The organism is Pseudomonas sp. 9_2_1 (assembly GCF_059295275.1).
This window is the reverse complement of sequence record NZ_CM181239.1, coordinates 1093370-1119343: the sequence shown is the minus strand read 5'-3', so window position 1 is coordinate 1119343 and position 25974 is coordinate 1093370. Positions and strand designations below refer to the sequence as shown.

The window sequence follows — 25974 nt, the reverse complement described above, 5'->3', positions numbered from 1 at the left end:
GGAGCGGGTTCACCCGCGAATGCCGTTACGCGGCCTGCCAGTCTTCCTAGAGCGGCGGGATCTATGCCAAACTCCGTCTCTTTAAGGCTCGTCAACCAGGACTTATGGTCTCCTCACCCAGCCTCATCCCCAACCTGATCGCCGCCGGCCTCTATATAGCTGCAGCCGTCTACCAGGGCCTGCACCTGGCCCAGGGTCGCAAGGCCGACAAACGCCTGCTTGCCCTGCTGGGTGCCGTCGCGGTGCTCGCCCAGGCCGGCGCGCTGTTCTTCCAGCTGATCACCCCGCTGGGCCTGAGCCTGGACTTCTTCAGCGCTGCCAGCCTTATCGCCGTGGCCGTCATCGCCCTGACCCTGCTGGCCTGCATGCGCATACCGGTGGAAAACCTGCTGGTGCTGCTGTTCCCGCTGGGCGCGGTGACGGCGCTGCTGGCGCAGTTCGCGCCCCCCGGCACGGTGCCGCTGATCAACGAGGAGCCGGGCATCCTGGCGCATATCCTGTTGTCGATCCTGGCCTACGGGCTGTTCACCATCGCCGTGTTCCAGTCGCTGCTGTTGCTGCTGCAGGACCGTCAGCTGAAGAACAAGCACCCGTCCGGGCTGATTCGCAACTTCCCGCCGCTGCAAACCATGGAAAGCCTGCTGTTCGGCTTCCTCTGGGCCGGCTGGTGCCTGCTGTCGCTGTCGCTGATCTCGGGCTGGCTGTTCCTTGACAACCTGTTCGCCCAGCACCTGGTGCACAAGACTTTGCTGGCCTGTGTCGCCTGGGTGGTGTTCAGCGTGCTGTTGTGGGGCCGCACCCGCCTGGGCTGGCGTGGCCACAAGGCGATCCGCTGGACCCTGGCCGGTTTCTGCCTGCTGATGCTGGCCTATTTCGGCAGCAAGCTGGTTCGCGAATTCATTCTGCATATCTGACGGCCGCCCATGGACACCTTGCCGTACGCAACGCTATTGGGCACCTTGGCACTGGCGCTGCTGTGGGCAGCGCTGTTCACCGCCGTGGATGCCGCCCGCCTGCAACTCAATGGCTCGCTGCGCAACGGCGATGACGGTCAACCACCACTGCCAGCCCAGGCGCTGGTGCTTTGCGCCAGCCTGGGCAAGTTGCTGGTGCTGGGCCTGGCGTGCCTGATCGGGCAGCGCTACAGCGGTGAACACGGTTTCTGGCTGGCCGGCCTGGGCGCCGCCCTGGTATTGCTGGTTTTCGCCGAATTCCTGCCCCGGCGCCTGGCCAGGCGCAACCCGCAGGCACTTGTCAGCCTCGGTGTCAGCCTGCTGAAAGCGCCGCTGACACTGCTGCAACCCTTTGCCTGCCTGCTCGACGGCTGCGCGAAGCTGATCCTGCGCCCCTTCCGTGCACAGCCGACAGCAGTTGCCCTGCACGCGCAGGAAGACGACGACACGGATGAAGATGAAGCGCACGAGGCGCCGCGCCACGGCCTGCTCGACGGCCTGCAGTCACTGGACAAGGTCACCGTCAACGACATCCTGGTGCCACGCAACGAAGTGGACGGCATCAACCTCGACGAGCCGATGGAACGCATCATCGAGCAACTTATCGTCAGCCGCCACACCCGCTTGCCCGTCTACCACAACGATATCAACCAGGTCGAAGCGATCCTCAACACCAAGTTGATCAGCCACCTGCTGCCCAAGGCCGAGCTGACCCTTGAGGCACTGCACGGCGCCTGCTACGAGCCTTATTTCGTGCCAGAGAGCACGCCCTTGCAGATGCAGTTGCTGAACTTCCACAAGCAGCAGCGGCGCCTGGGCGTGGTGGTGGACGAGTACGGCGAAGTGCAGGGCATTGTCACCCTGGAAGACATCCTCGAAGAGATCGTGGGCGAGTTCGAGGACGAGCAAAGCCTGGGAAACCCGCACGTGCACCCACAGCCCGATGGCACCTTCGTGATCGACGGCACCGCCTCGCTGCGCGAGATCAACCGCAGCCTTGGCTGGCATCTGCCTAGCGATGGCGGGCCAAAAACCCTCAACGGGCTGGTGACCGAAGCGCTGGAAAGCATCCCCGAAAGCGCCGTTTGCCTGAAGATCGGCCGCTATCGCCTGGAAATCCTCGAAACAGAGGACAATTGTGCCAGCAAGGTACTGGTGTGGACCGTGACCCGATAGCTATACTCCGGTCACGCTTACCCAGCCCCGCCGCCACGCCTGCTACCCGCACCCGGCGTTACACGGCCAGTCCGCTCCACTGACACGCCCTGCGGTCCTGCTTCAATACCCCGAACAGTGCCCGCCCCGCCCCTACCCCCCTTGGGCTATCGTCAGTCGGGCGCACACAACAACAAAACGCTCCGGCGCCCGCGCGACATGCCTGCCCTTTGCCTGGCACACCGCGCGAGCCATGCCCATGGAGCCGGACCAGACTGTTAGGGACCTACTTAATGACAAGCAGCACCTATGCCCAAGCCCCTGCCGCGCCGGTCAACTCGCCCGCGCGGGTAGCCACCGCAAGCTTCATCGGCACCGCCATCGAGTTCTACGATTTCTACGTGTATGCCACTGCCGCTGCCTTGGTAATCGGCCCGGTGTTCTTCCCGTCCGGGTCGGGTACCGCGCAGATGCTGGCGGCCTTCCTTACCTTCGGCATCGCCTTCCTTGCCCGGCCGCTGGGCTCGGCGTTGTTCGGCCACTTTGGTGACCGTATCGGTCGCAAGTCGACCCTGGTCGCCTCGCTGCTGCTGATGGGTGTGTCGACCACCGCCATCGGCGTGCTGCCGGGCTATGACAGCATCGGCGTCTGGGCGCCGATCATCCTCTGCCTGCTGCGCTTTGGCCAAGGCCTGGGCCTGGGCGGCGAATGGGGCGGCGCGGCTTTGCTGGCTACCGAGAACGCCCCGGAAGGCAAGCGCGCCTGGTTCGGCATGTTCCCGCAGCTGGGCCCTTCGATCGGGTTTCTGGCCGCCAACGGTCTGTTCCTGACCCTGGCCCTTACCCTCAGCGATGAACAATTCCGTGACTGGGGCTGGCGCATTCCGTTCCTGCTCAGCGCCGCGCTGGTACTGGTGGGGCTGTACGTGCGCCTGAAGCTCGAAGAAAGCCCGGTGTTCGCCACTGCCGTTGCGCGCCAGGAGCGGGTGAAAATGCCGGTGGTGGAGCTGTTCGCCAAGCATTGGCGGCCAACCCTGCTGGGCGCTGCAGCCATGGTGGTGTGCTATGCGCTGTTCTACATCTCCACGGTGTTCTCGCTGAGCTATGGCGTGACCACGCTGGGCTACAGCCGCGAAACATTCCTTGGCCTGCTGTGCTTTGCGGTGGTCTTCATGGCCTTGGCTACGCCGCTGTCGGCCTGGCTCAGCGACCGTTACGGGCGCAAGCCGGTACTGATCGTCGGCGGCGTGCTGGCGGTGGCATCGGGCTTTACCATGGAGCCGTTGCTGACCTCGGGGTCGACTACCGGCGTGGCGCTGTTCCTGGCCATCGAGCTGTTCCTGATGGGCGTGACTTTTGCGCCGATGGGCGCACTGCTGCCTGAGCTGTTCCCGACTCACGTGCGGTATACCGGGGCTTCGGCGGCGTATAACCTGGGCGGCATCGTCGGGGCCTCGGCGGCGCCGTTCTTTGCCCAGAAGCTGGTGAGCATGGGTGGGTTGAGCTGGGTGGGGGGTTATGTGTCGGCGGCGGCGGTGATCAGCCTGATTGCCGTGCTGTGCCTGAAAGAGACCCGCAATACCGAGCTTTGAGAAAGCCGGGGCTGCTTTGCAGCCCATCGCCGGCAAGCCAGCTCCCACAGGGATATACAGCCCTAGGGCCTTGTGGAGACCCTGTGGGAGCTGGCTTGCCGGCGAAAGGGCCGCAAAGCGGCCCCTTGGGTCCCGGATCAGAACTCGACTTTGACCGCCTGCGCTGCCCGGGTCGCCTTGGCCCGCGCGGCTTCGACCGATTCGTCACGCGCCAGGCACACGCCCATGCGCCGGGTGCCGTTGATTTCCGGCTTGCCGAACAGGCGAATGGCGGTATCCGGCTCGCTCAGCGCTGCGCCCAGGTTGGCAAAGCTGGTTTGCTGCGACTGGCCTTCCGGCAAGATCACCGCCGACGCCGATGGGCCGAACTGACGCACGACCGGGATCGGCAGGCCAAGAATGGCGCGGGCATGCAGGGCGAATTGCGACAGGTCCTGGGAAATCAGGGTTACCAGGCCAGTGTCATGCGGGCGCGGTGACACTTCGCTGAACCATACCTGGTCGCCTTTGACGAACAGTTCCACGCCAAACAGGCCGCGACCACCCAGCGCATCGGTGACCGCCTTGGCCACGCGCTGCGACTCGGCCAGCGCCTTGGGGCTCATGGCCTGCGGCTGCCACGACTCCTGATAGTCGCCCTTCTCCTGACGATGACCAACCGGCTCGAGGAACGTAGTACCACCGACGTGGCGTACGGTCAGCAAGGTGATTTCGTATTCGAAGTCGATAAAGCCTTCGACGATCACCCGGCCTTTGCCGGCGCGACCGCCTTCCTGGGCGTAGTCCCACGACGTCTGCAGGTCGGCATCGCTGCGCAGCAGGCTCTGGCCCTTGCCCGACGAGCTCATCACCGGCTTGACCACGCAGGGGTAGCCGACATCGGCCACGGCCTTGGCGTAGTCTTCGAAGGTGTCGGCAAAGTGGTACGGCGAGGTCGGCAGATCCAGCTCTTCGGCGGCCAGGCGGCGGATGCCTTCACGGTTCATGGTCAGCTGGGTGGCGCGGGCGGTCGGCACCACGTTGAAACCTTCGTTTTCCAGCTCCACCAGGGTGGCGGTGGCGATGGCTTCGATTTCCGGGACGATATAGTGCGGCTTCTCGGCCTCGATCACCGCGCGCAGGGCAACGCCATCAAGCATGTTGACCACGTGGCTGCGGTGCGCCACTTGCATTGCCGGGGCATTGGCGTAGCGGTCGACGGCGATCACTTCGACGCCCAGGCGCTGCAACTCGATCACCACTTCCTTGCCCAGCTCGCCACAGCCGCAGAGCAGTACACGGGTCGCGGTGGGCGACAAGGGGGTTCCGATACGGGTCATTTCAGGTCCTCGAAGGCATCCGGGGCCGTACCAGGCGTGGCACTGCCCGCTGAAAAAGGACCGCTATTCTACACCATCAACCGGCCACGGCAGCCCGCCGGGCGCGAAATGCCATGGCCAGCCACACGGCAGTGACACCGGCGAATTTCGAGGCCATGGCGGTGCCGATCACCGCAGGGGTCAGGGCGCCGATCATGCCGAAGAAGATGAACGTGTCCACCGGAATACTCAGCGCCGAACTCAGCCACAGGCGGTCGCGCAGTGGCCGGCGGGTGATGCTGAACACCAGCCAGTCGATCAGCTCGGAAATGAAGAACGCAGTGGCACTGGCCAGGGCGATGGCCGGCTCCGAGGTCACATAGGACAGCACCAGGGCCACCAGCATCGCGACCAGCGCGCCATGGCCGAAGCGGGTCTGCACCATGTCACGCAGGATAAACACCAGGCCGCCCCAGGCAGACCAGATGATGTCCAGGTGCGGGGCGCTGGAGAACGCGAAGTTGATCAGCACTACGCTGCTGATATAGGCAATGAGATAGAACATGGGCAGTGACCGTCGGGCAAGCGGCACAGATTACTTGATTTTCAGGTCAATGGCAGCTTGATCAAGCAGGTGTGTTACCTGCACTGGCCCTATCGCCGGCAAGCCAGCTCCCACAGTGATCGTGCAAACCCTCAGGCCACATGGACTACCTGTGGGAGCTGGCTTGCCGGCGATGAAGCCAGCACTGTGTTCAGCCTCCGATAATCAGGCCGGCCTCCACTGCCCTTTCATGGCAGCGTTTCAGCACCACCCGGCGCTCGTCGTTGTCCATCCGACCCCAGCGGCCAATTTCGGCCACGGTACGCTGGCACCCGGTACAGATATCCTGCTCATCCAGCGCACAGATGCTCACACACGGCGAGGCCACCGGCCGCTCTGCAACTTCACTCATCATCAACCACCAACTCCTGCGCATAACGCCGGGCATTGTGCACGTAATGCGCAGCGCTGGCTTCGAGCATGCGCATCTGCTGCTCGGTCAGCTCACGCACCACCTTTCCCGGCGAGCCCATGACCAGCGAACCATCAGGAATTTCCTTGCCCTCTGCGATCAGCGCATTGGCGCCGATGATGCAATGCCTGCCAATGCGCGCGCCGTTGAGGATCACCGCATTGATGCCGACCAGGCTGTAGTCGCCCACCGTGCAGCCATGCAGCATGGCGTTGTGGCCAACGGTCACGCCCTTGCCCAAGGTGAGCGGCGAGCCCATGTCGGTGTGCATCACCGTGCCATCCTGGACATTGCTGCCCTCGCCGATGTCGATCAGCTCGTTGTCCCCGCGCAGCACCGCGCCAAACCACACGCTGGCATCAGCCTGCAGGCGAACGTTGCCGATCAACGTGGCGTTAGGGGCGGCCCAACTGGTGGGGTGACACTCGACCCGCAGGTCGCCCAGGCGGTATTTCATGAAGGTTCCTCAGGCTAGGACACAGTTGGCAGGGTTGGCCCCGCTCAGATTTCGATATAACGCTCGGGCGGCTGGTGGAGGCTGATGCCGGCATCGAACAGCAGGTTGACCAGCTCGACGATCATGATCGCCGACAGCCCCCAGATCTTGTATTCGCCGTAACGATAGCTGGGCACGTACCAGCTACGCCCCTGGTAGTCGATACGGTGGGTATGGTCACGCGGGTCCTGGCGGAAGAATTCGAGCGGCACGGTGAATACTGCCGCGATCTCGGCGTCGTTGGCGCGGTATTCGACAAAGTCCGGGATTACCCCGACGAATGGCGTCACTTTCAGACCATGCAGCGATATCAGCGGGCTGAGCGGGCCCAGCACTTCGACCAGGCCGGGCGGCAAGCCGATTTCTTCTTCGGCTTCGCGCAGCGCAGTGAATACCAGGTCTGGGTCTTCGGGGTCGCGACGACCACCGGGAAAAGCCACTTCACCACCGTGGGTGGACAGGCCCTTGGCGCGCAGTGTCAAGACCAGTTCGGGCGCTTCGCTGCGAGTAATGGGCAAAAGGACCGCCGCTTCCGGAAACCGTCGGTCGGTTTCCAGTGACGCGGGTTGGTGGTTGCTCATTCGGCGAAGTAGCTCGTCCAGCATTGCGCACGCTCGTATCCAAGGCCTGTCTTGCATGATGCACCAAAGCCGCGAAGCACCCAAGCCCCGCGCACTTGCGACGGCCCGGCAGGCACGCCAAGATAGCCTTGAGCAAAAGGACCCCCCTATGAAATTCTGCAGCGCGTGCGGCCAGCCGGTCACTCAGCGGATCCCCGAGGGCGACAGCCGCCTGCGGTATGTCTGCGACCATTGCCAGACCATCCACTACCAGAACCCCAACATCGTCGCAGGCGTGCTGCCGACCTGGGGCAGCCGGGTACTGCTGTGTCGGCGTGCCATCGAGCCGCGCCGAGGCTACTGGACCTTGCCCGCCGGTTTCATGGAGAACGGCGAAACCCTCGACCAGGCCGCCCGTCGCGAAACCGTAGAGGAAGCCTGCGCCAGGGTCGGGCCGCTGAGCCTGTACCGGCTGTTCGACCTGCCGCACATCAACCAGGTGCATGTGTTCTTCCGCGCCGAACTGGCGGACCTTGATTTTGCGGTCGGTGTCGAAAGCCTGGAGGTGCAGCTGTTCGAAGAGCACGAGATACCGTGGAGCGAGCTGGCTTTCCGCACCGTCACTCTCACACTAGAATGCTACTATCGCGACCGCATCGGGCAGCACTACCCCATAGGCCATGAATACCTGCCGCCGATGACCGTCCCGACCACCACCTAGAACCCTTCAGGGATACGTTACATGCGCTGGTTGCTTGCCTTTTTCTGCCTTTGCGTTACCTCGGTGTCCCAGGCGGCCTTCACCGAGACCATCGTCCGCAAGCCCCTGCCGGCAGCGCAAACTCCGTCGCCTTCGCAGCAGGCCATGCAACCGCTGATCGACAAGGTACTGGTGATCAAGTCCGAACGCCGCCTGCAGTTGATCAGCCGTGGCGAGCCGCTGAAAACCTACCGTATCTCGCTGGGCAAGCAGCCCAAGGGTGCCAAGGAACGAGAAGGCGACAAGAAAACCCCCGAAGGCCTGTACTGGCTGGACTGGCGCAAGCAAAGCGACCGTTTCAACCTGGCCATGCACATCAATTACCCGAACATCAGCGATGCAGCCCGCGCCACCCGTGAAGGGGTGAGTGCCGGCAGCATGATCATGATCCATGGCACGCCGCTGAACGATGAATACCCGGAATGGTACTTCCATACCCTGGACTGGACGGACGGCTGCATTGCCATGCGCAACCGCGACATGCAGGAAGTGTGGGAACTGGTGCGCGATGGGACGTTGATCGAGATTCGGCCCTGACCTAGCGACCTGCAGCAGGCTCTGCAGGTCGAAATCCGTACATCAGTTGCCTACCAGTGAAGGTTTCGCTGCCCTGCCAACGCTTGCGGTCCGAGCCACTGTGCACCACGCAACAACGGCGTCAGCGCCGCCTCGGGCTGCAATTCGAACACTACCTGCGCCTGGCGCTGTTGCAGGTCGGCCTCCAGGGTCAATTGATGCTGGCTCTGTTGTGTCAGATGCCCACGCAGGCGCCAGCCGCTGGCGCAGTCGATTTCCAGCCAGCCCTCGCCCAAACCCAGCGACCACGGGGCGCTCAGTGCAAGGTCGGTGACCGTCAAGCGGCCCTCGCTGGCTCTACATTGGCGCCCTCCCCCCTCCAGCCGTATCGTCCCCTGCCACTGGCCAGCCAGGCGGTAGTCCGTGAACGCCGTAGCCTGGGCACCCATTGGCACTGCCTGCAACTGCCAGCGCCACGGCCAGCCTTCGGCGCGCAACTGCCAGGTTTGGCCCTGAAAGCCCAACTGCAGGTTCGCCTGCAAGCGCCAAGGCTGCACCGCCCAGCGCAAGGGGCCGACCACCCCCATCTGTTGCGCCTCGCCTAGCCACAGGCTGCCACTGACATCACGCATGGGCAGGCCAAACGCACGCGCCACCCAGCTGGCCGGCAGTTCGACCAGCAGCGTCAACACGAAGACCAGCACAACCCATGCCGCTGCCCGACGCCTCATGGTTGAACCACCAGATCAAAACCCAACCCCTTGCCCTCTCGCTCCATGCCCCATTGCAAGGGCTGTAGGCCCTCTGCTCGCAACATCTGCAACCAGCCTTCCAGCTCGCGTCCATCGACCACCTGGCCGCGCAGTTTCCAGGTGCTGCCCTGCGCATCCACCTCAGCCAGTTCAATCCCCCGTGCCTGGGCCGATTGGCGAAGCCGCTCCAGGTTCAACCCAGGCCCGCCCTTCAGGCCGGCAGCCTGCTCGGCCAAAGCGCGCCACTGGCTGAGCTCTCGCCATTGCGCAACACCTGCGCGCAGGGCCAGGAAGGCCAGCAACAGGGCTATCAGTACCCAGGCGAAGGCCAATCGATGACGTTGCAGCCATTCGCGGTTCATGAGGTCGCTCCCAGATCGAACACCACCTGCCCACCGTTTACCTGCACGGAGGCGCCGGCAGCGCTGGCCATGTCCTGCCAAGGCGGCGCACTGCCCTCGCCCTCCAGTCGCAGGTGCCAGCGCTGGCCATCAAAGCGCACCGCCAGCAGACGCCAGTCGGGGTGGCTGCGCAGCCACGCCTGCAATGCCGATTGCAGGCCGTGCAGCTGGCGGCTGTGCAGTTGCTGTTGCAGTTCGCTTTCGCGCAGGCGTTTGAGGGCTTGCGCGGCATGCCGCGGGCTGGCCTGCTCGCCGGTTACCGCAATAACCTGGCTGCGCCAGAGTTGCGCCTGACGCCATTGCTGGTTCAGCCACAGGCCGCTCCATACAGCGGCCAGCACCAGGCAGGCGGCGAGCAGACGTCGTTGTTGCCGCGACGCCAGCGGCAACGCTCGCGTCCTGTGGGTGCGTTCGAACAGGCCGGGCAGTTTTTCCAGCACTGCGAATGTGCTTGGCCAATTGCCGCTCAGCGCCACCGTCTGCAGCTGCGCCCACGGCTGCCGCGGCACGTCACCCAGCACTTGCGGCCATGCCAGCCAGTGCTCCTGCCAGTCCTCGGCCAGCCCTTTGTACAACGACACACCAGGTGTGCGCTGCCATTGCCAGGCGCTACCCGGCTCAGGCGTGGGCAGCAGTTGCAACTCTGCCCAGCAGCGCTCGACCTGCAAGCCCCATGCGGCACACTGCCCACGCCAGTCTTCCAGTTGCTGACGCGCGACCACCAGCAGGCGAAGGTGCCCAGGCTTACGGGCCAGGCAGGCGCAGGCGACCTCCTCGGTGGCCTGCAGCAGGCGGTCTTCGAGCAACAACGGCCACTCTTCGCGCTTGAGCCCGGGTGGCGCCGGCACCCGGAAACGGCTGCTGGCCTCGGCAGGCAGGATCAATGCCACGCGAGCCTGGAGGTTCGCCGGCGGCTCGCCCTGCCCTTCATCTTGCACGTGACTGCCCGCAACCAGTGCCCAGTGCCAGACCGAGCCCGGGCGCAGCAACAGCCAAGGCTGTGGCGGTGCATGCCGCCGCCATTCAAACTTCATGAGCGCCCCCAAGGGAGGGCGAAAGTGCAGACATAGGGTGCTCCGTCACGCTGCAGTTCCACACGCACGCCACGCCCGGGGTGCGCGGGTTGATCGGAAGGCCAGGCCAGCCAGCGGCCGCCCTGGTAATACAGGACATTCATGGCGCTGACCCGCTCCAGCCGCTCGCGTCGTACCCAGTGTGGGGCCGTGGCGGCGTACAGGTCGGCCGAGCTTTCCAGCAGCAGGCGCTGCTCGCGGGCGTCCAGGCGCAGGCGCTGACGTTGCAGGCGCGAGCCGCCTTCGGCCTCGGGCAGGCCGGTAGTAGCGACCCACAGCAATTGCTTGCTTGCCGGTTGCCAGTCCAGCCAGCGGCTGGTCTGGGGCAGGCGCTGCTCATAGACGCGGCGCAGCACCGGGCTGTCGAAACGGCGCTCCAGGGCCAGGCAGAAATCCAGCACCGAGGTTTCCTGGGTAGTCACTTGCAGGCGTTCACGTACCTTGAGCCACCCGTTGACCAGCGCGGCGAGCATGATGCCGAGCAAGGCGGTCAGGGCCAGGGCGACCATCAGTTCGATCAGGGTCAGGCCGGCCTGGCGGTGTTTCATGGGTTGATTCTCGGATTTGATGCTTGCACTGAGCCCTTGCAGGAGCAGCCTTGTGCTGCGAAGAGGTCCGACCGACTGACAGAAGTCCATTGGGCACACTGGCCTCTTCGCAGCACAAGGCTGCTCCTACCGGGACCGCGGAGGATTGGCGAATTTTTCATGGGCGCTCCAGGAACACGGTGTATTGGCCCAGCGGCAGGCGCTGGTCGCGGTCGGCGTACAGCTGCAGCTCGCCACGGCGCAAGTCGCGCACGCCGGTGCGCCGCAGTTGCATTTGCCAATGGCACAACTGGCCGCCCTGGCCAAGTTCGCCGCCGACCTGATTGGCGGCGGGCCAGTACTGCTCGACGGCGAAGCGGGTTTGCAGCTCCCGCGCGCACAGCAGGCCCAGGCGGTGTTGCTGCAGGTTGTCCTGCACCATCAGGCGTTGGCGCAGCACCTGGCTGGTGATCACCGCCAGCACGGCGGCAATTGCCAGGGCCACGGTCACTTCCAGCAGGGTGAAACCGCGCTGTGCCTGCTTCATGGTGCTACCCGCAGGCCGTCGGCCCGGCTCCATGCCCACTGCTGGCTGCCATCGGCCCAGCGCCAGTACACGCTGCCCGGCTGCGACCAGCCGTGTGGCGTGAACAGCAGGCGCGGCTGTGGGCTGGCGGGCCAGTCCGGTTGCAGGCCCTTGGGCCAATCGCCGAGGGCAGTTGCTGCCACCACCCAGCCATTGCCCTCGCGCAGCACGAACTCGGGGCGCTGGCCATTCCAGCGCAGCCCGCGCAATTGCCCGGCATGCCGGGCAAGCGCAGCCTGGCTGCGGATTTCCGCAGCCAGGCGTTGCAGGGCCTGGTCGACACCAGCCTGGCCGCCAAGCCCGGCCACTGCCAGCCCGGTCATCAACCCGGCAATGGCCAGCACTACCAGCAACTCGATCAGGCTGAAGCCACGCTGACGGCGCACCCGTTACAGCGCCCAGTTACCCAGGTCGGCATCCTGCCCTTCGCCGCCCGGCAGCCCGTCAGCGCCCAGCGAGTAGATATCCACCCGCCCATGTTCGCCAGGCATGCGGTACTGGTAAGGGGTGCCCCACGGATCTGCCGGCAGGCGGCGCACATAGCCGTCACTGCGCCAGGCCCGTGGCAACGGCTCCTGGGCCGGCTTTTTCACCAGCGCGGCCAGGCCCTGTTCGCTGCTGGGGAAGCGCAGGTTGTCCAGCCGGTACATGTCCAGCGCCTGCTCCAGCGTGGCCAGGTCGGCCAGCACCTTCTGCTTCATGGCCTTGTCCTGGTTGCCCAGCACGCTGGGGGCGACCACGGCGATCAGCAGGCCGATGATGAAGATCACCACCATGATTTCCATGAGGGTGAACCCGCGCTGGCGATTACGTCGATGCTGCATGGCAATACTCCTTGTGTTCACAGTTGCAGGCCCTGGTTGAGTTGCATGATCGGCAGCAGCACCGCCAGCACGATGAACAGCACCACGGCGCCCATCACCAGAATCATCAGGGGTTCGAACAGCGCCATGGCGGTATCGACCTGGCGGGCAAAACCGCGCTCCTGGTCGTCGGCCACGCGCTCGAGCATGTCGGCCAGGGTGCCGCTGGCCTCGCCGCTGCCGACCATGTTCACCAGCAGCGGCGGGAATTGCTGGCTGGCATCCAGCGCACGGTGCAGGCTGGTGCCGCCCTGCACCTGCTGGCGCACCTGCTCCATGGCCAGGCGGATGCGCCGGTTGCCGACGGTTTCGGTCGCCACTTGCAAGGCTTCGAGCAAGGCCACGCCGCTGCCACTGAGAATCGCCAGGCTGCGCGCCAGGCGTGCGCTTTCCAGCACCTGCAACAGGCTGCCGATGCGTGGCAGGCGCAGCAGCAGCTGGTCGCGGCGCAGGCACCAGTGCGGCTTGCGCAATAACCAGCCGCCCAGCACGCCGAGTATCAGCGCCAGGCCCAGCAACCAGGGCCCGGCGTGCACCAGCCCCTGGCTCAGGCCGATCAGCAGCGAGGTAATCAGCGGCAGGCTCTGCCCGGCATGGGCGAACTGCTCGGTGAGCTTGGGCACCACGAAGGTCATCAGGCCGACCACCACGGCCAGCGATACGCCCATCAGCACCGTGGGGTAGATCAACGCGGTTCGCGCCTTGTGCTGCTGGCGTTGTACCTGTTCCAGGTGATCGGCCAGGCGGGTCAGTACCTGGGCAAGGCGCCCGGAACGTTCGCCTGCCTCGACCAATGCGCAGTACAGGCCGGTAAACGGTGCACCCTGGCGCGCCAGGCTGCGGGCCAGGCCGAGGCCTTCGGCCAGCGAACCCCGCAGCGCCACCAGCACACTGTGCAGGGCCGGCTGACGCAACTGGCGCTCAAGTGTGGCCAAGGCATCCACCAAGGGGATGCCGGCACCGGTCAGAGTGGCCAGCTGACGCGTCAGCTCGCACAGCTGGGCCCGGCCAAGGCGCTGACGGCGGGGTGGCCGGGTGCCGGACTCATGGCGCTGCAACTGCCGGGCAAACAGGCCCTGCTCGCGCAACAACTGGCGCGCATGGCGTTCACTGTCGGCCTGCAGGCTGGCCTTGTGGGGTTTGCCGGCGAGGTCGACGGCCTGGTAGCGATAGGTCGGCATGGCTCAGCCCTGCACCGCGCGTAGCACTTCGGCCAGGCTGGTCTCACCGCGCGCCAGGCAGTCGCTGGCCATCGCGACCAGGCTCTGGCGGCGGTCGATCAGGTAATCCTGCATGGCCAGCTCACTGGCACCGGCGTACAGCAGGCCAACGAGCCCGGCGTCCAGTTCGATGAATTCGTACAAGCCCAGGCGCCCGACATAACCACTGCCCTGGCACTGCTCGCAGCCAACCGCATGGTAGCTGCTGCCCAGCGCTGCCAGCTCCGGCCACAGCTCCCGCTCGGCAGGCTGCAGCGGGTGGGCCACGGCGCAGCTGCACAAGCGCCGCACCAGGCGCTGGGCCAGTACCCCGCGCAGGCATGAGGCGATCAGGAACGGTTCGATACCCATGTCGCGCAGGCGGGTCACCGCGCCCACGGCACTGTTGGTGTGCAGGGTGGACAGCACCAGGTGGCCGGTGAGGCTGGCTTGCACGGCGATCTGCGCGGTTTCCTGGTCGCGGATTTCGCCGAGCATGATCACGTCCGGGTCCTGGCGCAGGATGGCCCGCAGGCCGCTGGCGAAGGTCAGCCCGGCGCGCGGGTTGATGGCGGTCTGGCCAATCCCGGCGATGGCGTATTCCACCGGGTCCTCGACCGTGAGGATATTACGGCTGCCGTCATTGAGGCTGTTGAGGCTGGCGTACAGCGTGGTGGTCTTGCCCGAACCGGTCGGGCCGGTGGACAGCACGATGCCATTGGGGCGCGCCAGGCAGCTCCGCAGGCCCTGCAGCACAGCCGCCGGCATGCCCAGGTTGCTCAGCGCCAGCAGGCTGGCCTGCTTGTCCAGCACACGCATCACCACCCGCTCGCCGTGGATACCGGGCAAGGTCGAGACCCGCACATCCACCTCGCGCCCTGCCGCGCGCAAGGTGATGCGACCGTCCTGGGGCTGGCGCTTTTCGGCGATATCCAGGCGCGCCATGACTTTGATCCGCGACACCAGCATGGCCGACAGCGCACGCGGCGGGCGCAGCACTTCGCGCAGGTGGCCATCGACTCGCAGGCGTACCACCAGGCTTTGTTCGAAGGTTTCTATATGGATGTCCGAAGCACGCAGGCGCAGGGCCTGGCCGAACAGGCCGTTGATCAGGCGGATCACCGGGGCTTCGTCGTCGCTTTCCAGCAGGTCTTCGATACGCGGCATCTCGCTCATCAGGCTGGCCAGGTCGACCTGGTCGCCAATGCCCTCGATCAAGGCTGCTGTGGCCGCATCGCCGCCCTGATACAGCTGCCCGAGGCGCTCGTCGAAGGCAGCCGGCTCCAGGTATTCGAGCGCGCAGGGCTGGCCATGCACGCGCAGCAGCTCCTGCAACTGGGCACTGTCGGCATCAGGGCGCAGCCACAGCTGCCAGCCCTGCTCGGTCGGGGCCATGGCTACCCCACTGTGGCGCGCCTGGCGATACGGCAGCATCACCAGTCACCGCCTTCCAGGCGCGCGCGGCTGGAGGGAAACACCTGCAGCAACGGCGTCCCTTGTGCCAGGTCCGGCAGTTGCAGCGGCGTGGTCTGCTGCAAGCTGCGGTACTTGTCTTCACTCAGCCCGGCCAGGCTCGGCCCGTCCCGCAGGATGCGCGGGCGGATGAACACCATCAGATTCTGCTTGGTGTTCTTGCTGGCATCGGAGCGGAACAGCCGGCCCAGGTAAGGAATATCGCCGAGCAAGGGCACACGCTGATTGCTGGTGCTCAGCTCGTCGCTGATCAGGCCACCGAGGATCACCAGGCCATTGTCCTCGACCATGACCTTGGTCTTGATCTCGCGCTTGTTGGTGATCACGTCGCTGGCGGCGCTGGATTCGGCAATCGATGACACCTCCTGGACGATGTCCAGGCGCACGCTGTTGTCGATGTTGATCTGCGGCTTGATGCGCAGCTTCACCCCGACTTCCTTGCGCTCGATGGTCTGGTACGGGTTGGCGTTGTTCTGGGTTACCGAGCCCGTGACAAAAGGCACTTCCTGACCGACCAGGATCGACGCCTCGGCGTTGTCCAGGGTCAGCAAGGTGGGCGTGGACAGCAGGTTGAAGCCGCTTTTGCCCTTTAGCGCATTGACCAGCATGGCGAAGTTGAAGCCGCCGCCAAAGTGGCCAATACCTGCCGTGGCGCCGGCAGTGGTCGACAGCAGGTCGCCCAGCGCCTCGCTGTCACCACTGGCGGCAGCCCCGGCGATGTTGGCGATGTTCACCCCGTTGCTGCCGAAGTTGACGATGCCGGCGCCGAACTTTTCATCGGCGAACAGCCATTGCACACCGAGCTCCTGGGCGCTGCTGTCCGATACCTCGGCAATGATCGCCTCGACCACCACCTGGGCACGGCGGATATCCAGTTGCTCGACGATATCGCGGTAGGCAGCCAGCTCGCTGTCCGGGCCGACCATGACCACGGCATTGGTGCCTTCTTCGTACTCCAGGCGGATACCCGAGTCACTGGCCACCGCCAGCGGCTGGTCCTTGCCCTGGCCTTCGCCACCGCCATTGGCCGCGCCTTCGCCGGGCACCGCGCCTTCCTGGCTGAGCCCGCGCAGCACCTTGACCACTTCACCGGCATTGGCGTGGCGCAGGTAGATGACCTGGGTACGGGTGCCGGCGGCTTCGCTGGGGCGTTCCAGCTGATGCAGCAGGCTGGCAATGCGGTCAAGGTTGCTGCGCCAGTCGGTGACCACCAACTGGTGCGCCGCCGGGTAGGGCGTGATCACGCCCACCCGCGGGTCGATCAGCGGCTTGAGGATGCCCAGCACCTGTTCGCTGGCGGCATTGCGTACATTGAAAACCCGGGTGGCCACACTGTCGCTGCCCGCGCCCTGCCCTGCGCCGGTCTCCACCGGCACCGGCTCCAGCCGCGCGACCTGGTCAGGGACGATCTTCACGCTGCCGTTGGGCAGGTCGACGGCGGCATAGCCCTGGGCGCGCAGTTGCGCCAGGAAGATGTCGTAGATGGCATCGGCGTCGTGCAGGTCGACCGTGCGCACGGTGACCTTGCCTTTGACCCGCGGGTCGACGATGAAGGTAGTGCCGGTGATGCGCGACACGCTGTCGATGAACTCGCCGAGTTCGGTGTCGACGAAGTTCACCTCGTACATCGGCGTGCCGTTTTCATCGAACGTAGGTTCCTCGGCACTCACCCCCGGCACGGCCAGGACCAGGGCCAGGCTCAGCGCAGCCGCCATGCAGTATCTAACAGGCATCGTTCATCCTTGGCGCTTGAAGCCGGTCACGGCAGGGCGTGGCGGCCAGGGCAGGCGTTCACGCCGCCCCTGGTTGTTGAAGATCAGGCCATCGCCATCGATGTCCTGCAGCACGATTCCTGGCGCCAGGCGCTGGCCGCGGGCCAGGGTGCGCACCTGCTCGCCATACCGCAGCACCACCACGCTGGAGCTCAGGGGGTGAGCCTTGAGGCCACCGAGGTAGTGCAGCGGCAGGCGGGTAATGGCGATGCTGCCGTCGTCGACCGGCACCTGCCAGTGACCGACCATCAGCCCCGCTAGCGGGCTGTTCACCCTTGCTGGCGCCGTGGCAGGCTGCGGCTGGCGACTCAGTTGCAGCACGCATTGGGCGGCCAGCCAGCCGGCCAGGGCCAGGCCAGCGCCGGTGAACAGGCGCGAGGCAACTATCACGAGGCCAACTGCCGTGGATGCCAGCCCGGGTGGCCCTGCACGTAACGCACGTCGGGCAGTTGCAGGGCGGCCAGTTGCCAGTCGCCAGGCTGCCGAGCCAGCCAGGCCTCGACCCGCTGCCAAAGCGGTTCGCCGGCCTGGGTTTCGAACTGCAGGCCAAATGTGCGGCACAGCCCTTGTACCGGTTCCAGGCCGGTGATGCGCTTGCCTTGCGGGCTGTAACTGACATGCCAGGCCTGGCCCTGCCAGCGTGGCAGGTCCTGGCTGTTGTCCAGCAGCAGCGGGTCGCCGAACAGTTGCTCTGCGGCGTTTTCCAGTACTTGTTCCACCTGTCGGGCCGGCGCTTCGACTACAGGTGCCGGGTAGCCACCGGTCAGACTTATCAGGTGTTCGCGGGTGATGCTTGCCCCTGCCGGCAGCGGATAGTCATAACGCAGGCCCGGCAGCAAGACGGGCATGCTGCTGTCGTCAGCCAAGGCTTGATGCAGCAAGCGGTCCCAGCTGCCGCCACGGGTATCGCGGCGCCACAAGGCCTGCGGCGCACGGGCCAAAGGCTGGTCGAGCCAGGCCGCGTGGCCGGCCCGTTGTTGCCGTAATTTCGCCTGCAATTGCGCGACACGTAACAGGGCGGCAGGTGCCAGCTGTTGTTCGAAAGCCGGGAAGAAACGCCCGTCGAACTGCCATAGCCCAGCGACGCGCTGACAGCGCAGGCGGAACGCGCCACTGCCCCGGCAGCCGGCGAACAGCACCGGCACACGGCGCCCGCTGGCCTGGGTGACCGCCACCGGTGCCGGCCACAAGTCCTGACCACGGGCGCACAGCAGGACGTCGATCTGTGCTACCCGCTCGGCCAGCCACAGGCCGGGGCCGGTACCGACATCAGCCATGGCCACTACCAGGTCGGCCTCGCGCCGGGCCTGTTCGAACACCGGCTGCAGCGACTGATACCACTGTTTCAGGGAGGCTTTCTGGTCCTGTGCGTAAGGGTCGGTGACACCGACCACGGCAATACGGGCGCCGCCGCGCTCGAAGACGTGCAAGGTTTCTACACCCAGCGCCTGGCGTTGCGCATCTGCCAGCCCGGCGCCCAGGGTGATGGGGCCAGCCTGGCGATACAGGCCGGGGCTGCGTTGTGGCCACAGCACGCGTTCGTCGCTGCTGACCCGCACCTCGCTGCCCAGCAGCTGGCTGCCCTGCACCCCGCTTTCGCCTTGGGTCAGGTAGGCCAGGCCACTGCCGTTCCAGCCCTGCCCGTTCTCCAGGGTCAGGCTGTTGCCTGCCCCCGCCTCGCCGCGCAGTTGCTCCAGCAACGCGGCCAGCACCGCATAACCGCCCAGTTGGGCAGACGCTGCCTGGCCGGCATCGAGCAAGGGTGCCAGTTGTGGGTAGGCGACGCTGGCGCTGCTGCCGGTCATCCACGGCGCACGGCCCAGGTGGCTGACCGGCCCCAGGCGGGTGGCCGGCACCACAGCCTGGCCAGGCTGGCGGGCATCGAGGGTATCGGCCACATACAGCAGGTCGAGGTGGGCGTGACCGTCCTGCTGCCCAGGCAAGGCGGAACAGGCGCCAAGCAGCGGTGCCAGGGCACCGACACCCATCCAGCCAATCACTTCGCGCCTGTGCACACTGCTTGCCATCGAACCCGCCATCCTTATCCACGCTCATTCAGGGCTCCGGATGTTGCGGCGTTGGCATTACAGTTTGATGGCAGAAATCCGACAGCAATTCCAAATTGGTCTGTAGGCCACGGATCTAAGAACCGGTAGTTTTAAAAGCTCGTTAACATTTCTGCCAATGAATCATCACACTAGCGCTCTAAAGTCGCGGTTTCCTCCAACTCAGCCACAACAAGGACACCCTGATGAGTCGAGATACCGGCGACAACCTGGACCGGAACCAAAGCGGCAACCTGCCGATGGCCAACGTCATGGACGCCTACCTGAGCCGCCGTAGCGTGATGCGCGGCAGCCTGGGCGCCGCCATCGCCATGATTGCCGGTACCGGCCTGACAGGCTGCTTCGACGGTGGTGGCTCCGATCATGATGATCCGGTCACCGAACCACCGGTGACCGAGCCGCCAGTCACCGAGCCGGAAGTGCCGAAGCTGGCGCTGGGCTTCCAGTCCATCCCCGGCTCGCGCACCGACGCCTGCGTCGTTGCCGCCGGCTACAGCGCCTATGTGCTGGCCCCGTGGGGCACACCGATCAACAGCAATGGCAGCCCATGGAAGTCCGACGGCAGCAACACCTCCACCGACCAGGCCAACGCCATGGGCATGCACCATGACGGCATGCATTTCTTCCCTATCAACGGCAGCTCGGAAGACGGCCTGCTGGCGATCAACTTCGAATACATCGACGCCGCCGCCTTGCACCCGGCCGGCCCTACCACCGATGTCAACGGTAAGCGCCCGGTGGAAGAAGTACGCAAGGAAATCAACGCCCACGGCGCTGGCGTGGTGCGCCTGCAGAAAGTCGGCGGCCGCTGGCAGGTAGTCGACAACGACCCGCTCAACCGCCGCTTCACCACCGCCTCGCGCATGGAGATCACCGGCCCGCTGCGTGGCACCGAGCACGTCAAGACCAAGTACTCCAGCGCCGGCACCCACTGCCGTGGCACCAACAACAACTGCGGCAACGGCTACACCCCGTGGGGCACCTACCTGACCTGCGAAGAGAACTGGCCTGGCATCTTCGTCAACAAGGGCACCCGCCCCGAAGACCAGCGCCGCATCGGCGTGGGCACTTCCAGCGGCCAGTACAAGTGGGAAAGCGCTGCCGGTGACAGCAGCGAAGTGGCCGACGAATTCGCCCGTTTCGACGTGACCGTGAAAGGCGCCAGCGCCACCGACGACTACCGTAACGAAGCCAGCACCTACGGCTACATCGTCGAGATCGACCCGTACAACAGCAGCACCTTGGCCACCAAGCGCACGGCCATGGGCCGCTTCCGGCACGAGGGCTGCTGCCCTGGCCTGCCGGTCGCCGGCAAGCCGCTGGTGTGGTACATGGGCGACGATTCGAACAACGAGTACCTGTACAAGTGGGTATCCACTGCCGTTTGGGACGCCGCCGACGCCAGCCCGGCCGACCGCCTGGCCACCGGTGCCAAATACCTGGACCAGGGCAAGCTGTACGTGGCCCGCTTCAATGCCGACGGCACCGGCGTCTGGCTGCTGCTGGACGTGACCACCGCCACCACCGCCGGCAGCACCCTTGGCGCGCTGTATGGCGACCTTCCCGGCATCATCCTCAACACCCGTGGCGCGGGCGATGCCGTGGGCGCCACGCCGATGGACCGGCCGGAATGGACCGCAGTCAATCCGCTGAACGGCGACGTATACCTGACCCTGACCAACAACAGCGCGCGCACCCCGGAAAAGGTCGATGCGGCCAACCCGCGCGGCCCGAACCGTCACGGCCACATCATCCGCTGGCACGACAGCGACGACCAGCTGAGCTTCAGCTGGGACATCTTCGTGTTCGGCGCCAACGCAGCCGGCACCGCCGACATCAACCGCTCGGGCCTGACCGAACTGAACCAGTTCGCCAGCCCGGATGGCATGAGCTTCGATAGCCGTGGTGTGCTGTGGTTCGAGACCGACAACGGCGAAACCACCCTCACCGACTACACCAACGACCAGTTGCTGGCGGTAATCCCCACCGACCTGGTGGATGCCAGCGGCAAGCAGGTGCCGGTGAACGCGCAGAACCAGGTGGACCTGCGCCGCTTCTTCGTCGGGCCGAATGATTGCGAGGTGACGGGGATTGCGTTTACCCCGGACAACAAGACCTTGTTCGTTAACATTCAGCACCCGGGGAACTGGCCGTATACCGACAAGGCTACCGATGCTACGCCAGCTGGGGCCACGGTGCGGCCGCGGGCTTCGACGGTGGTGATACAGCGGGATGATGGTGGGGAGATCGGCACGGCCTGATTTACCAGGCCGCCATTCAGTGGTCGACCGGATTCGAACACCGGTCGTCCATGACCGATCTGGGTAGATTTCCTGATTCAACCCCGCAATCCGGAGCACTAGCGTTGTTGCTCACAAAGCGTATCGAGAGAATGCCCGGATGAGCCGAGACACCACTGATAACCACGACAGAAATCCCAGCCGCAATCCTTCCCTACACGATGTTACCGACGCCTGTTTGATCAAGAATCAAAGAATCCCTGCCGGCGACACAGCTGCCGCCATGGTTGTCGCCATGGGCAAGGGCAGCTGCCTGCGCCAGCCTGACGCCCCTGAGCTAACGGTGCGACCTGCGCCCACCCTGGGCTTCGAATCCATCAACGGCTCGCGTACCGACGGTTGCAGCGTCCCGCCGGGATACACCGCCCATGTTCTGGCGCCCTGGGGCACGCCGCTCAATGAGTTATCACGCCCATGGCGGCAGGATGGCAGCAACACATCCGTCGACCAGGCCAATGCGATGGGCATGCACCACGACGGCATGCACTTTTTTCCCCTCGACGGCAGCTCCAGTGACGGCCTGCTTGCGATCAACTTCGAATTCATCGACCCCCAAGCCTTGCACCCGAATGGCCCTACCACCGACGCTATTGCAAACCGCCCGCCCGAAGAAGTTCGCAAGGAGATCAACGCCCACGGAGCTGGCGTGGTCCGCGTTAAAAAAGTCGCTGGCCGTTGGCAAGTGGTTGAGAACGACCCGCTCAACCGCCGCTTTACAAGCGCCACAGTTATGGAGCTCGCCGGCCCCCTGCGTGGCACCGACCATGTTAAGACCAGATTTTCGCCCACAGGCACTCATTGTCGGGGCACCAATAACAACTGCGGCAACGGCTACACCCCCTGGGGCACTTACCTGAGCGGTGAAGAGAATTGGCCACGCTATTTCGTCAATAAAGCCACGCTGCCAAGCGATCAGGCACGCCTTGGGGTGCGCGCCACGAATAGTGAATACAGCTGGGAGAGTGCTGCCGGTGCCCCTTGTGAAGTGGATGACGAGTTTGCCCGTTTCGACGTTACCCCGACCGGTCCCAGCGCCACCGATGACTACCGCAACGAAGCCAGCACCTACGGTTATATTGTCGAGATCGACCCGTTCAGCGCTACTACCCGCGCCGTGAAACGTACTGCCATGGGCCGCTTTCGACATGAAGGCTGCGGCCCGGCCGGGCTGTAGCCGGCAAACCGCTGGTCTGGTACATGGGCGACGACTCCAATAATGAATATTTGTACAAATTCGTTTCTGACGCCCTTTGGGACGCAGACGATGCCAACCCGGCTGATCGCCTGGCTACCGGAGACAAATACCTGGACAGCGGCAGTTTGTACGCCGCCCGTTTCAATGCTGACGGCAAGGGTGAATGGCTATTGCTGGACGTCGGCACGGCGACTACGGACGGGAGCACCTTGGGTGCCCTGTATGGTGACCTGCCAGGCATCCTGCTCAATACCCGCGGTGCCGGTGATGCCGTGGGCGCGACGCCAATGGACCGGCCGGAATGGACCGCTGTGAACCCGCTGAATGGCGATGCTTACGTGACGCTGACCAATAACAAGGTGCGTCCGCCGGAAAAAGTCGACGCAGCCAACCCTCGCGGCCCCAACCGCCACGGCCAGATCATTCGCTGGCGAGAGTGTGAAGGCCAGCCAACCTTCAGTTGGGACATTTTCGTATTCGGGGCCAATGCGGCGGGCACGACTGACATCAATCGTTCGGGCCTGACCGAGGCCAATCAGTTTGCCTGCCCTGACGGCATGAAATTCGATAGTCGCGGTGTGCTGTGGTTCGAGACGGATAGCCGCGAGAGCACAGTCACCGAATACACCAACGATCAGTTACTGGCAGTAATTCCCACTCATCTGATTGACACGCATGGCATGCAGGTCCCGGTAAATGCCAAGAACCAGGTAGATCTACGGCGCTTTTTTGTTGGGCCTAACGGCTGTGAAGTAACTGGCATCGCGTTCACGCCTGACAATAAAACGATTTTCGTCAACATTTCGCACCCCGATAACTGGCCCTGCAGCGAAATCGCAACTGACATCCCCCCAGCTGGGGTCAAAGTGCGGCCACGGTCCTCGACTGTGGTGATTCAGCGAGAAGATGGTGGGGAGATCGGTACTGCCTGATCGACCTGTGCGCCGGGGGGGGCGCTTTGCGGCTCTTTTCGGGGCAAGGCCTTGACTGGGATTGCCCGCGAACAGGCCGCAAAGCAGCCCCGCCCCCTACCAACCCATCGGCTCCCTGCTGCGAACCCGCACCTGCTGCGCCGGCACCCGTGCATGCCATTGCACCACCCCCAGCGCTTCGACCTGGAACTCGCTGCGAATCACCCGCCCCTCCTCCTCGAACGACAGCTGCAACAGAAAATGCCCGCTGTTGAGCAACAAGCCTTCGCTCAACCGTTCAAACGTTTCATCATCCACCGCCCCCAGCGCCTGGCGCAGCGCTGCGGCATCCACATAGCCCGACGCCGGCCGGCCACTGACGATGCGGCTGAGCAATGAACGCGAGTAGCGCCCTTCGTACAGCGCGTCCAGCAGTGGCAGATGCTCCAGCCCCAGGGCATTGGCATTCAGCCGCCAGCCGCTGGTCTGCGGCAACGCACACAGCATCGGGTAACGGGCCTGGCGAGTAGCATCCGGCTCCAGCAACAGGTTCAGTTCGCTGGTGTCGAGCATCGGCTGGTTGGCCGCCAGCCGCGGCGGTTGCTGGCGCAGGTACTGGGCACTCTCGGCGCCTTGCAGGCGGGCGTCGCTGTCGGGGTCAAGCCAGTCGGCCAGGGCATCGACCAGGCGCTCGGCGGCCATGGTGTCACCCAGCAGGTAACGCAACTGCCGTTCGGCGCGTTCCCCGTCGGCGCCCAGCAGCGCGTTGACGTTGAAGCAGGTGTGCTGGTCGCGCACCCGCAGCTGCGCCTGACCGGCGCCAAAATCATAGTTCAGCGGTTGCCCGCGCAACGCCTGCCAGAACAGCGGGCTAAGCCGCCAGGCAGGGTCACGCAGCGCCTGCCCGGCATAGGCAAGGCCAGCCTGCTCCATGGCCCGGGCCTGCACCCGCTGGTGCAACAGGCGCACCTCGTCGACCTGCCGTCGGCCATCCTCCACCAGCCATGCCATGCCCGCCGCCAGCATCGCCAATACCACCATCACCATCAGCAGGGCCGCGCCCCGCTGTTTCCTGCCTCCCATGCGTGCGTGCCTCGCGTGCCGGATAAAAACGCCAGTCAACACGCGGCGTGTTGCAGCTAGATGGCAATGCCCGTTCGTCATGTTCACGTCATCTGGACGAGGCAGGATTAGCCTTCCTTTTCATGGCCTTACAGGAGTAGTCGCAATGGGTGGTATTGGAATCTGGCAACTGGTGATCGTACTGCTGATCGTATTCCTGCTGTTTGGTACCAAACGCCTGAAGGGCCTGGGTAGCGATGTGGGCGAGGCGATCCAGGGTTTTCGCAAATCCATGGGTGGTGACACGGATGCCAACGCCCGCGGCCAGGCACACGTGCAGCAACAGTGCCCACTGACCGGGCAGTCCACACAATCCTCGCAAACGGACCGGCAGGCCTGATGTTCGAGGTCGGCTTCAGCGAGTTGCTGCTGGTGGGCATTGTCGCGTTGCTGGTGTTGGGCCCGGAGCGCCTGCCGGTGGCCGCGCGCACGCTTGGCCGCGGCCTGGGCCAGGCGCGCCGGGCCATGCACGCCTTGCGCACGCAGGTGGAGCGCGAGATTGAGCTGCCAGAGCTGGACAGCGCGCCTTTGCGGCGCCTGGAACACGAGATTCGCCAAGGCATCAGCCTGAATACGCAGCCAGCCGGTGCGGTGACCACGGCTGCAGAGCCCAAGGAAAACGCCTCATGACTATTGCCACGGGGCCGGCGGCCAGCATGCCGCTGACCGAACACCTGCGCGACCTGCGCAAACGCCTGGTGCGCTGCCTGGCGCTGGTGGCGCTGGTATTCGCCGGCCTGTTCCCCTTTGCCCAGGCGCTGTACACGTTCATTTCCGAGCCGCTGCGGCGTTTTTTGCCGGAAGGCGCGAGCATGATCGCGACCAGCGTCACTTCGCCGTTCCTGACGCCGTTCAAGCTGACGGCGATGTGCGCGCTGTTCGTCGCCATGCCGCTGTTGCTGCAACAGGCCTGGGGCTTTCTGGCACCGGGTCTGTACCAGCGCGAACGGCGCATCGTGCTGCCGCTGCTGTTATCGAGCATCTTGCTGTTCTATGGCGGCATGGCATTCGCGTTCTTCCTGGTATTCCCGATGATGTTCGGCTTCTTCGCCAGCGTGACACCGGACGGCGTAGCGATGATGACCGACATCAGCCAGTACCTGGACTTCATCCTGGCGCTGTTCCTGGCTTTCGGCCTGGCGTTCGAGATTCCGGTAGCGACGTTTATCGTGGTCTGGATGGGGTTGGCCGATGTGGCCACGTTGCGGCGCAGCAGGCCCTACGTGATCGTGGGCTGCTTTGTGGTGGGGATGATACTTACGCCGCCGGATGTGTTTTCACAGACAATGCTGGCGGTGCCGATGTGGGTGCTGTTCGAGGTGGGGTTGCTGGCTTGTGCCTGGTTGAAGCGGCCTGAGCCCGGCAAGGAGATTGTGGCTGGATCATAG

At 64.9% G+C, this 25974-nt stretch carries 27 protein-coding genes and 1 pseudogene; 10 read left to right on the top strand and 18 right to left on the bottom strand.

Going from position 1 to position 25974, the window contains the following annotated elements:
- Positions 1–104: 104 nt before the first annotated feature.
- The 3 genes from AC5O5I_RS04995 (at position 105) to AC5O5I_RS04985 (ending at position 3700) form a co-directional block, all read left to right on the top strand.
- Positions 105–914: a cytochrome C assembly family protein gene (locus AC5O5I_RS04995; RefSeq protein ID WP_172222201.1), complete on the top strand. Its 810-nt coding sequence runs from the start codon at positions 105–107 to the stop codon at positions 912–914.
- Positions 915–923: 9 nt separating this feature from the next.
- Positions 924–2129 (top strand): transporter associated domain-containing protein, encoded by a 1206-nt coding sequence (locus AC5O5I_RS04990; protein WP_172222225.1) that lies wholly within the window; start codon positions 924–926, stop codon positions 2127–2129.
- Between the two features lie 272 nt (positions 2130–2401).
- Positions 2402–3700: an MFS transporter gene (locus tag AC5O5I_RS04985; RefSeq protein WP_172222229.1), complete on the top strand. Its 1299-nt coding sequence runs from the start codon at positions 2402–2404 to the stop codon at positions 3698–3700.
- A gap of 137 nt (positions 3701–3837) precedes the next feature.
- Here the strand turns inward: AC5O5I_RS04985 and purT are convergent, their stop codons facing one another.
- The 5 genes from purT to AC5O5I_RS04960 form a co-directional block, all read right to left on the bottom strand.
- Positions 3838–5019, bottom strand: a complete 1182-nt coding sequence (gene purT, locus AC5O5I_RS04980; RefSeq protein WP_172222234.1) for a formate-dependent phosphoribosylglycinamide formyltransferase — start codon at positions 5017–5019, stop codon at positions 3838–3840.
- 76 nt (positions 5020–5095) lie between these two features.
- A complete protein-coding gene (locus tag AC5O5I_RS04975) occupies positions 5096–5563 on the bottom strand; it encodes a 7-cyano-7-deazaguanine/7-aminomethyl-7-deazaguanine transporter (protein ID WP_172222237.1) in 468 nt (155 codons plus the stop codon).
- 190 nt (positions 5564–5753) lie between these two features.
- Positions 5754–5957: a DUF1289 domain-containing protein gene (locus AC5O5I_RS04970; protein WP_172222246.1), complete on the bottom strand. Its 204-nt coding sequence runs from the start codon at positions 5955–5957 to the stop codon at positions 5754–5756.
- Complete coding sequence (locus AC5O5I_RS04965; RefSeq protein WP_172222249.1) at positions 5947–6471, bottom strand: gamma carbonic anhydrase family protein; 525 nt, start codon at positions 6469–6471, stop codon at positions 5947–5949. Before AC5O5I_RS04965 ends, AC5O5I_RS04970 begins: the two co-directional genes overlap by 11 nt.
- Positions 6472–6515: 44 nt before the next feature.
- Positions 6516–7115, bottom strand: coding sequence for a CoA pyrophosphatase (locus AC5O5I_RS04960; RefSeq protein WP_172222253.1), 600 nt, complete (start codon positions 7113–7115; stop codon positions 6516–6518).
- A gap of 124 nt (positions 7116–7239) precedes the next feature.
- Between AC5O5I_RS04960 and AC5O5I_RS04955 the strand changes: the two genes are divergently transcribed.
- Together AC5O5I_RS04955 and AC5O5I_RS04950 are read left to right on the top strand one after the other, a co-directional pair.
- Positions 7240–7791 carry an NUDIX hydrolase gene (locus AC5O5I_RS04955; RefSeq protein WP_494512157.1) on the top strand — a complete coding sequence of 184 codons (552 nt, stop codon included), beginning with the start codon at positions 7240–7242 and terminating at the stop codon, positions 7789–7791.
- Between the two features lie 21 nt (positions 7792–7812).
- Positions 7813–8367: a L,D-transpeptidase family protein gene (locus AC5O5I_RS04950; RefSeq protein WP_172222260.1), complete on the top strand. Its 555-nt coding sequence runs from the start codon at positions 7813–7815 to the stop codon at positions 8365–8367.
- 50 nt (positions 8368–8417) lie between these two features.
- Here the strand turns inward: AC5O5I_RS04950 and AC5O5I_RS04945 are convergent, their stop codons facing one another.
- The 12 genes from AC5O5I_RS04945 to AC5O5I_RS04890 all read right to left on the bottom strand — a co-directional run bounded on the left by AC5O5I_RS04945 (position 8418) and on the right by AC5O5I_RS04890 (position 19019).
- Entirely contained in the window at positions 8418–9077 is a 660-nt protein-coding gene (locus tag AC5O5I_RS04945) for a hypothetical protein (RefSeq protein ID WP_494512156.1), read from the bottom strand.
- Positions 9074–9460, bottom strand: coding sequence for a type II secretion system protein GspM (gene gspM, locus AC5O5I_RS04940; RefSeq protein ID WP_172222268.1), 387 nt, complete (start codon positions 9458–9460; stop codon positions 9074–9076). Before gspM ends, AC5O5I_RS04945 begins: the two co-directional genes overlap by 4 nt.
- Complete coding sequence (gspL, locus tag AC5O5I_RS04935; protein ID WP_494512155.1) at positions 9457–10533, bottom strand: type II secretion system protein GspL; 1077 nt, start codon at positions 10531–10533, stop codon at positions 9457–9459. Before gspL ends, gspM begins: the two co-directional genes overlap by 4 nt.
- Positions 10530–11120 (bottom strand): type II secretion system protein, encoded by a 591-nt coding sequence (locus AC5O5I_RS04930; protein ID WP_172222276.1) that lies wholly within the window; start codon positions 11118–11120, stop codon positions 10530–10532. Before AC5O5I_RS04930 ends, gspL begins: the two co-directional genes overlap by 4 nt.
- 157 nt (positions 11121–11277) lie before the next feature.
- Positions 11278–11646: a type II secretion system protein GspI gene (locus AC5O5I_RS04925; RefSeq protein WP_172222297.1), complete on the bottom strand. Its 369-nt coding sequence runs from the start codon at positions 11644–11646 to the stop codon at positions 11278–11280.
- Entirely contained in the window at positions 11643–12071 is a 429-nt protein-coding gene (gspH, locus tag AC5O5I_RS04920) for a type II secretion system minor pseudopilin GspH (RefSeq protein ID WP_494512154.1), read from the bottom strand. Before gspH ends, AC5O5I_RS04925 begins: the two co-directional genes overlap by 4 nt.
- 3 nt (positions 12072–12074) lie before the next feature.
- On the bottom strand, positions 12075–12509 hold the full coding sequence (gene gspG, locus AC5O5I_RS04915; RefSeq protein WP_172287707.1) for a type II secretion system major pseudopilin GspG: 435 nt from the start codon (positions 12507–12509) through the stop codon (positions 12075–12077).
- A 17-nt stretch (positions 12510–12526) separates the two neighbouring features.
- On the bottom strand, positions 12527–13729 hold the full coding sequence (gspF, locus tag AC5O5I_RS04910; RefSeq protein WP_172287710.1) for a type II secretion system inner membrane protein GspF: 1203 nt from the start codon (positions 13727–13729) through the stop codon (positions 12527–12529).
- 3 nt (positions 13730–13732) lie between these two features.
- Positions 13733–15181, bottom strand: coding sequence for a GspE/PulE family protein (locus AC5O5I_RS04905; protein ID WP_494512153.1), 1449 nt, complete (start codon positions 15179–15181; stop codon positions 13733–13735).
- Positions 15181–16935, bottom strand: a complete 1755-nt coding sequence (gene gspD / locus AC5O5I_RS04900) for a type II secretion system secretin GspD (protein WP_172222335.1) — start codon at positions 16933–16935, stop codon at positions 15181–15183. The genes AC5O5I_RS04905 and gspD overlap by 1 nt, the downstream gene beginning before the upstream one ends.
- 21 nt (positions 16936–16956) lie before the next feature.
- Positions 16957–17382 carry a pilus assembly protein PilZ gene (locus tag AC5O5I_RS04895; RefSeq protein ID WP_172222313.1) on the bottom strand — a complete coding sequence of 142 codons (426 nt, stop codon included), beginning with the start codon at positions 17380–17382 and terminating at the stop codon, positions 16957–16959.
- The gene (locus tag AC5O5I_RS04890; RefSeq protein ID WP_494512152.1) at positions 17379–19019 is read right to left on the bottom strand and encodes a bifunctional UDP-sugar hydrolase/5'-nucleotidase; all 1641 of its coding nucleotides are present in this window, start codon (positions 19017–19019) and stop codon (positions 17379–17381) included. Before AC5O5I_RS04890 ends, AC5O5I_RS04895 begins: the two co-directional genes overlap by 4 nt.
- A 224-nt stretch (positions 19020–19243) precedes the next feature.
- On the opposite strand from AC5O5I_RS04890, the gene AC5O5I_RS04885 reads away from it, so the two are divergent.
- Both AC5O5I_RS04885 and AC5O5I_RS04880 read left to right on the top strand, forming a co-directional pair.
- Complete coding sequence (locus AC5O5I_RS04885; RefSeq protein ID WP_172222321.1) at positions 19244–21319, top strand: PhoX family protein; 2076 nt, start codon at positions 19244–19246, stop codon at positions 21317–21319.
- A 139-nt stretch (positions 21320–21458) separates the two neighbouring features.
- Positions 21459–23485, top strand: a pseudogene (locus tag AC5O5I_RS04880) (PhoX family protein).
- Between the two features lie 96 nt (positions 23486–23581).
- Here AC5O5I_RS04880 and gspK read toward each other — a convergent pair.
- On the bottom strand, positions 23582–24547 hold the full coding sequence (gene gspK, locus AC5O5I_RS04875) for a type II secretion system minor pseudopilin GspK (RefSeq protein ID WP_172286603.1): 966 nt from the start codon (positions 24545–24547) through the stop codon (positions 23582–23584).
- Between the two features lie 145 nt (positions 24548–24692).
- Between gspK and tatA the strand changes: the two genes are divergently transcribed.
- The 3 genes from tatA to tatC are packed head-to-tail and all read left to right on the top strand — an operon-like array spanning position 24693 to position 25974.
- On the top strand, positions 24693–24926 hold the full coding sequence (gene tatA, locus AC5O5I_RS04870; protein WP_494512151.1) for a twin-arginine translocase TatA/TatE family subunit: 234 nt from the start codon (positions 24693–24695) through the stop codon (positions 24924–24926).
- Entirely contained in the window at positions 24926–25216 is a 291-nt protein-coding gene (gene tatB / locus AC5O5I_RS04865; RefSeq protein WP_494512150.1) for a Sec-independent protein translocase protein TatB, read from the top strand. The genes tatA and tatB overlap by 1 nt, the downstream gene beginning before the upstream one ends.
- Positions 25213–25974 (top strand): twin-arginine translocase subunit TatC, encoded by a 762-nt coding sequence (tatC, locus tag AC5O5I_RS04860; protein WP_494512149.1) that lies wholly within the window; start codon positions 25213–25215, stop codon positions 25972–25974. The genes tatB and tatC overlap by 4 nt, the downstream gene beginning before the upstream one ends.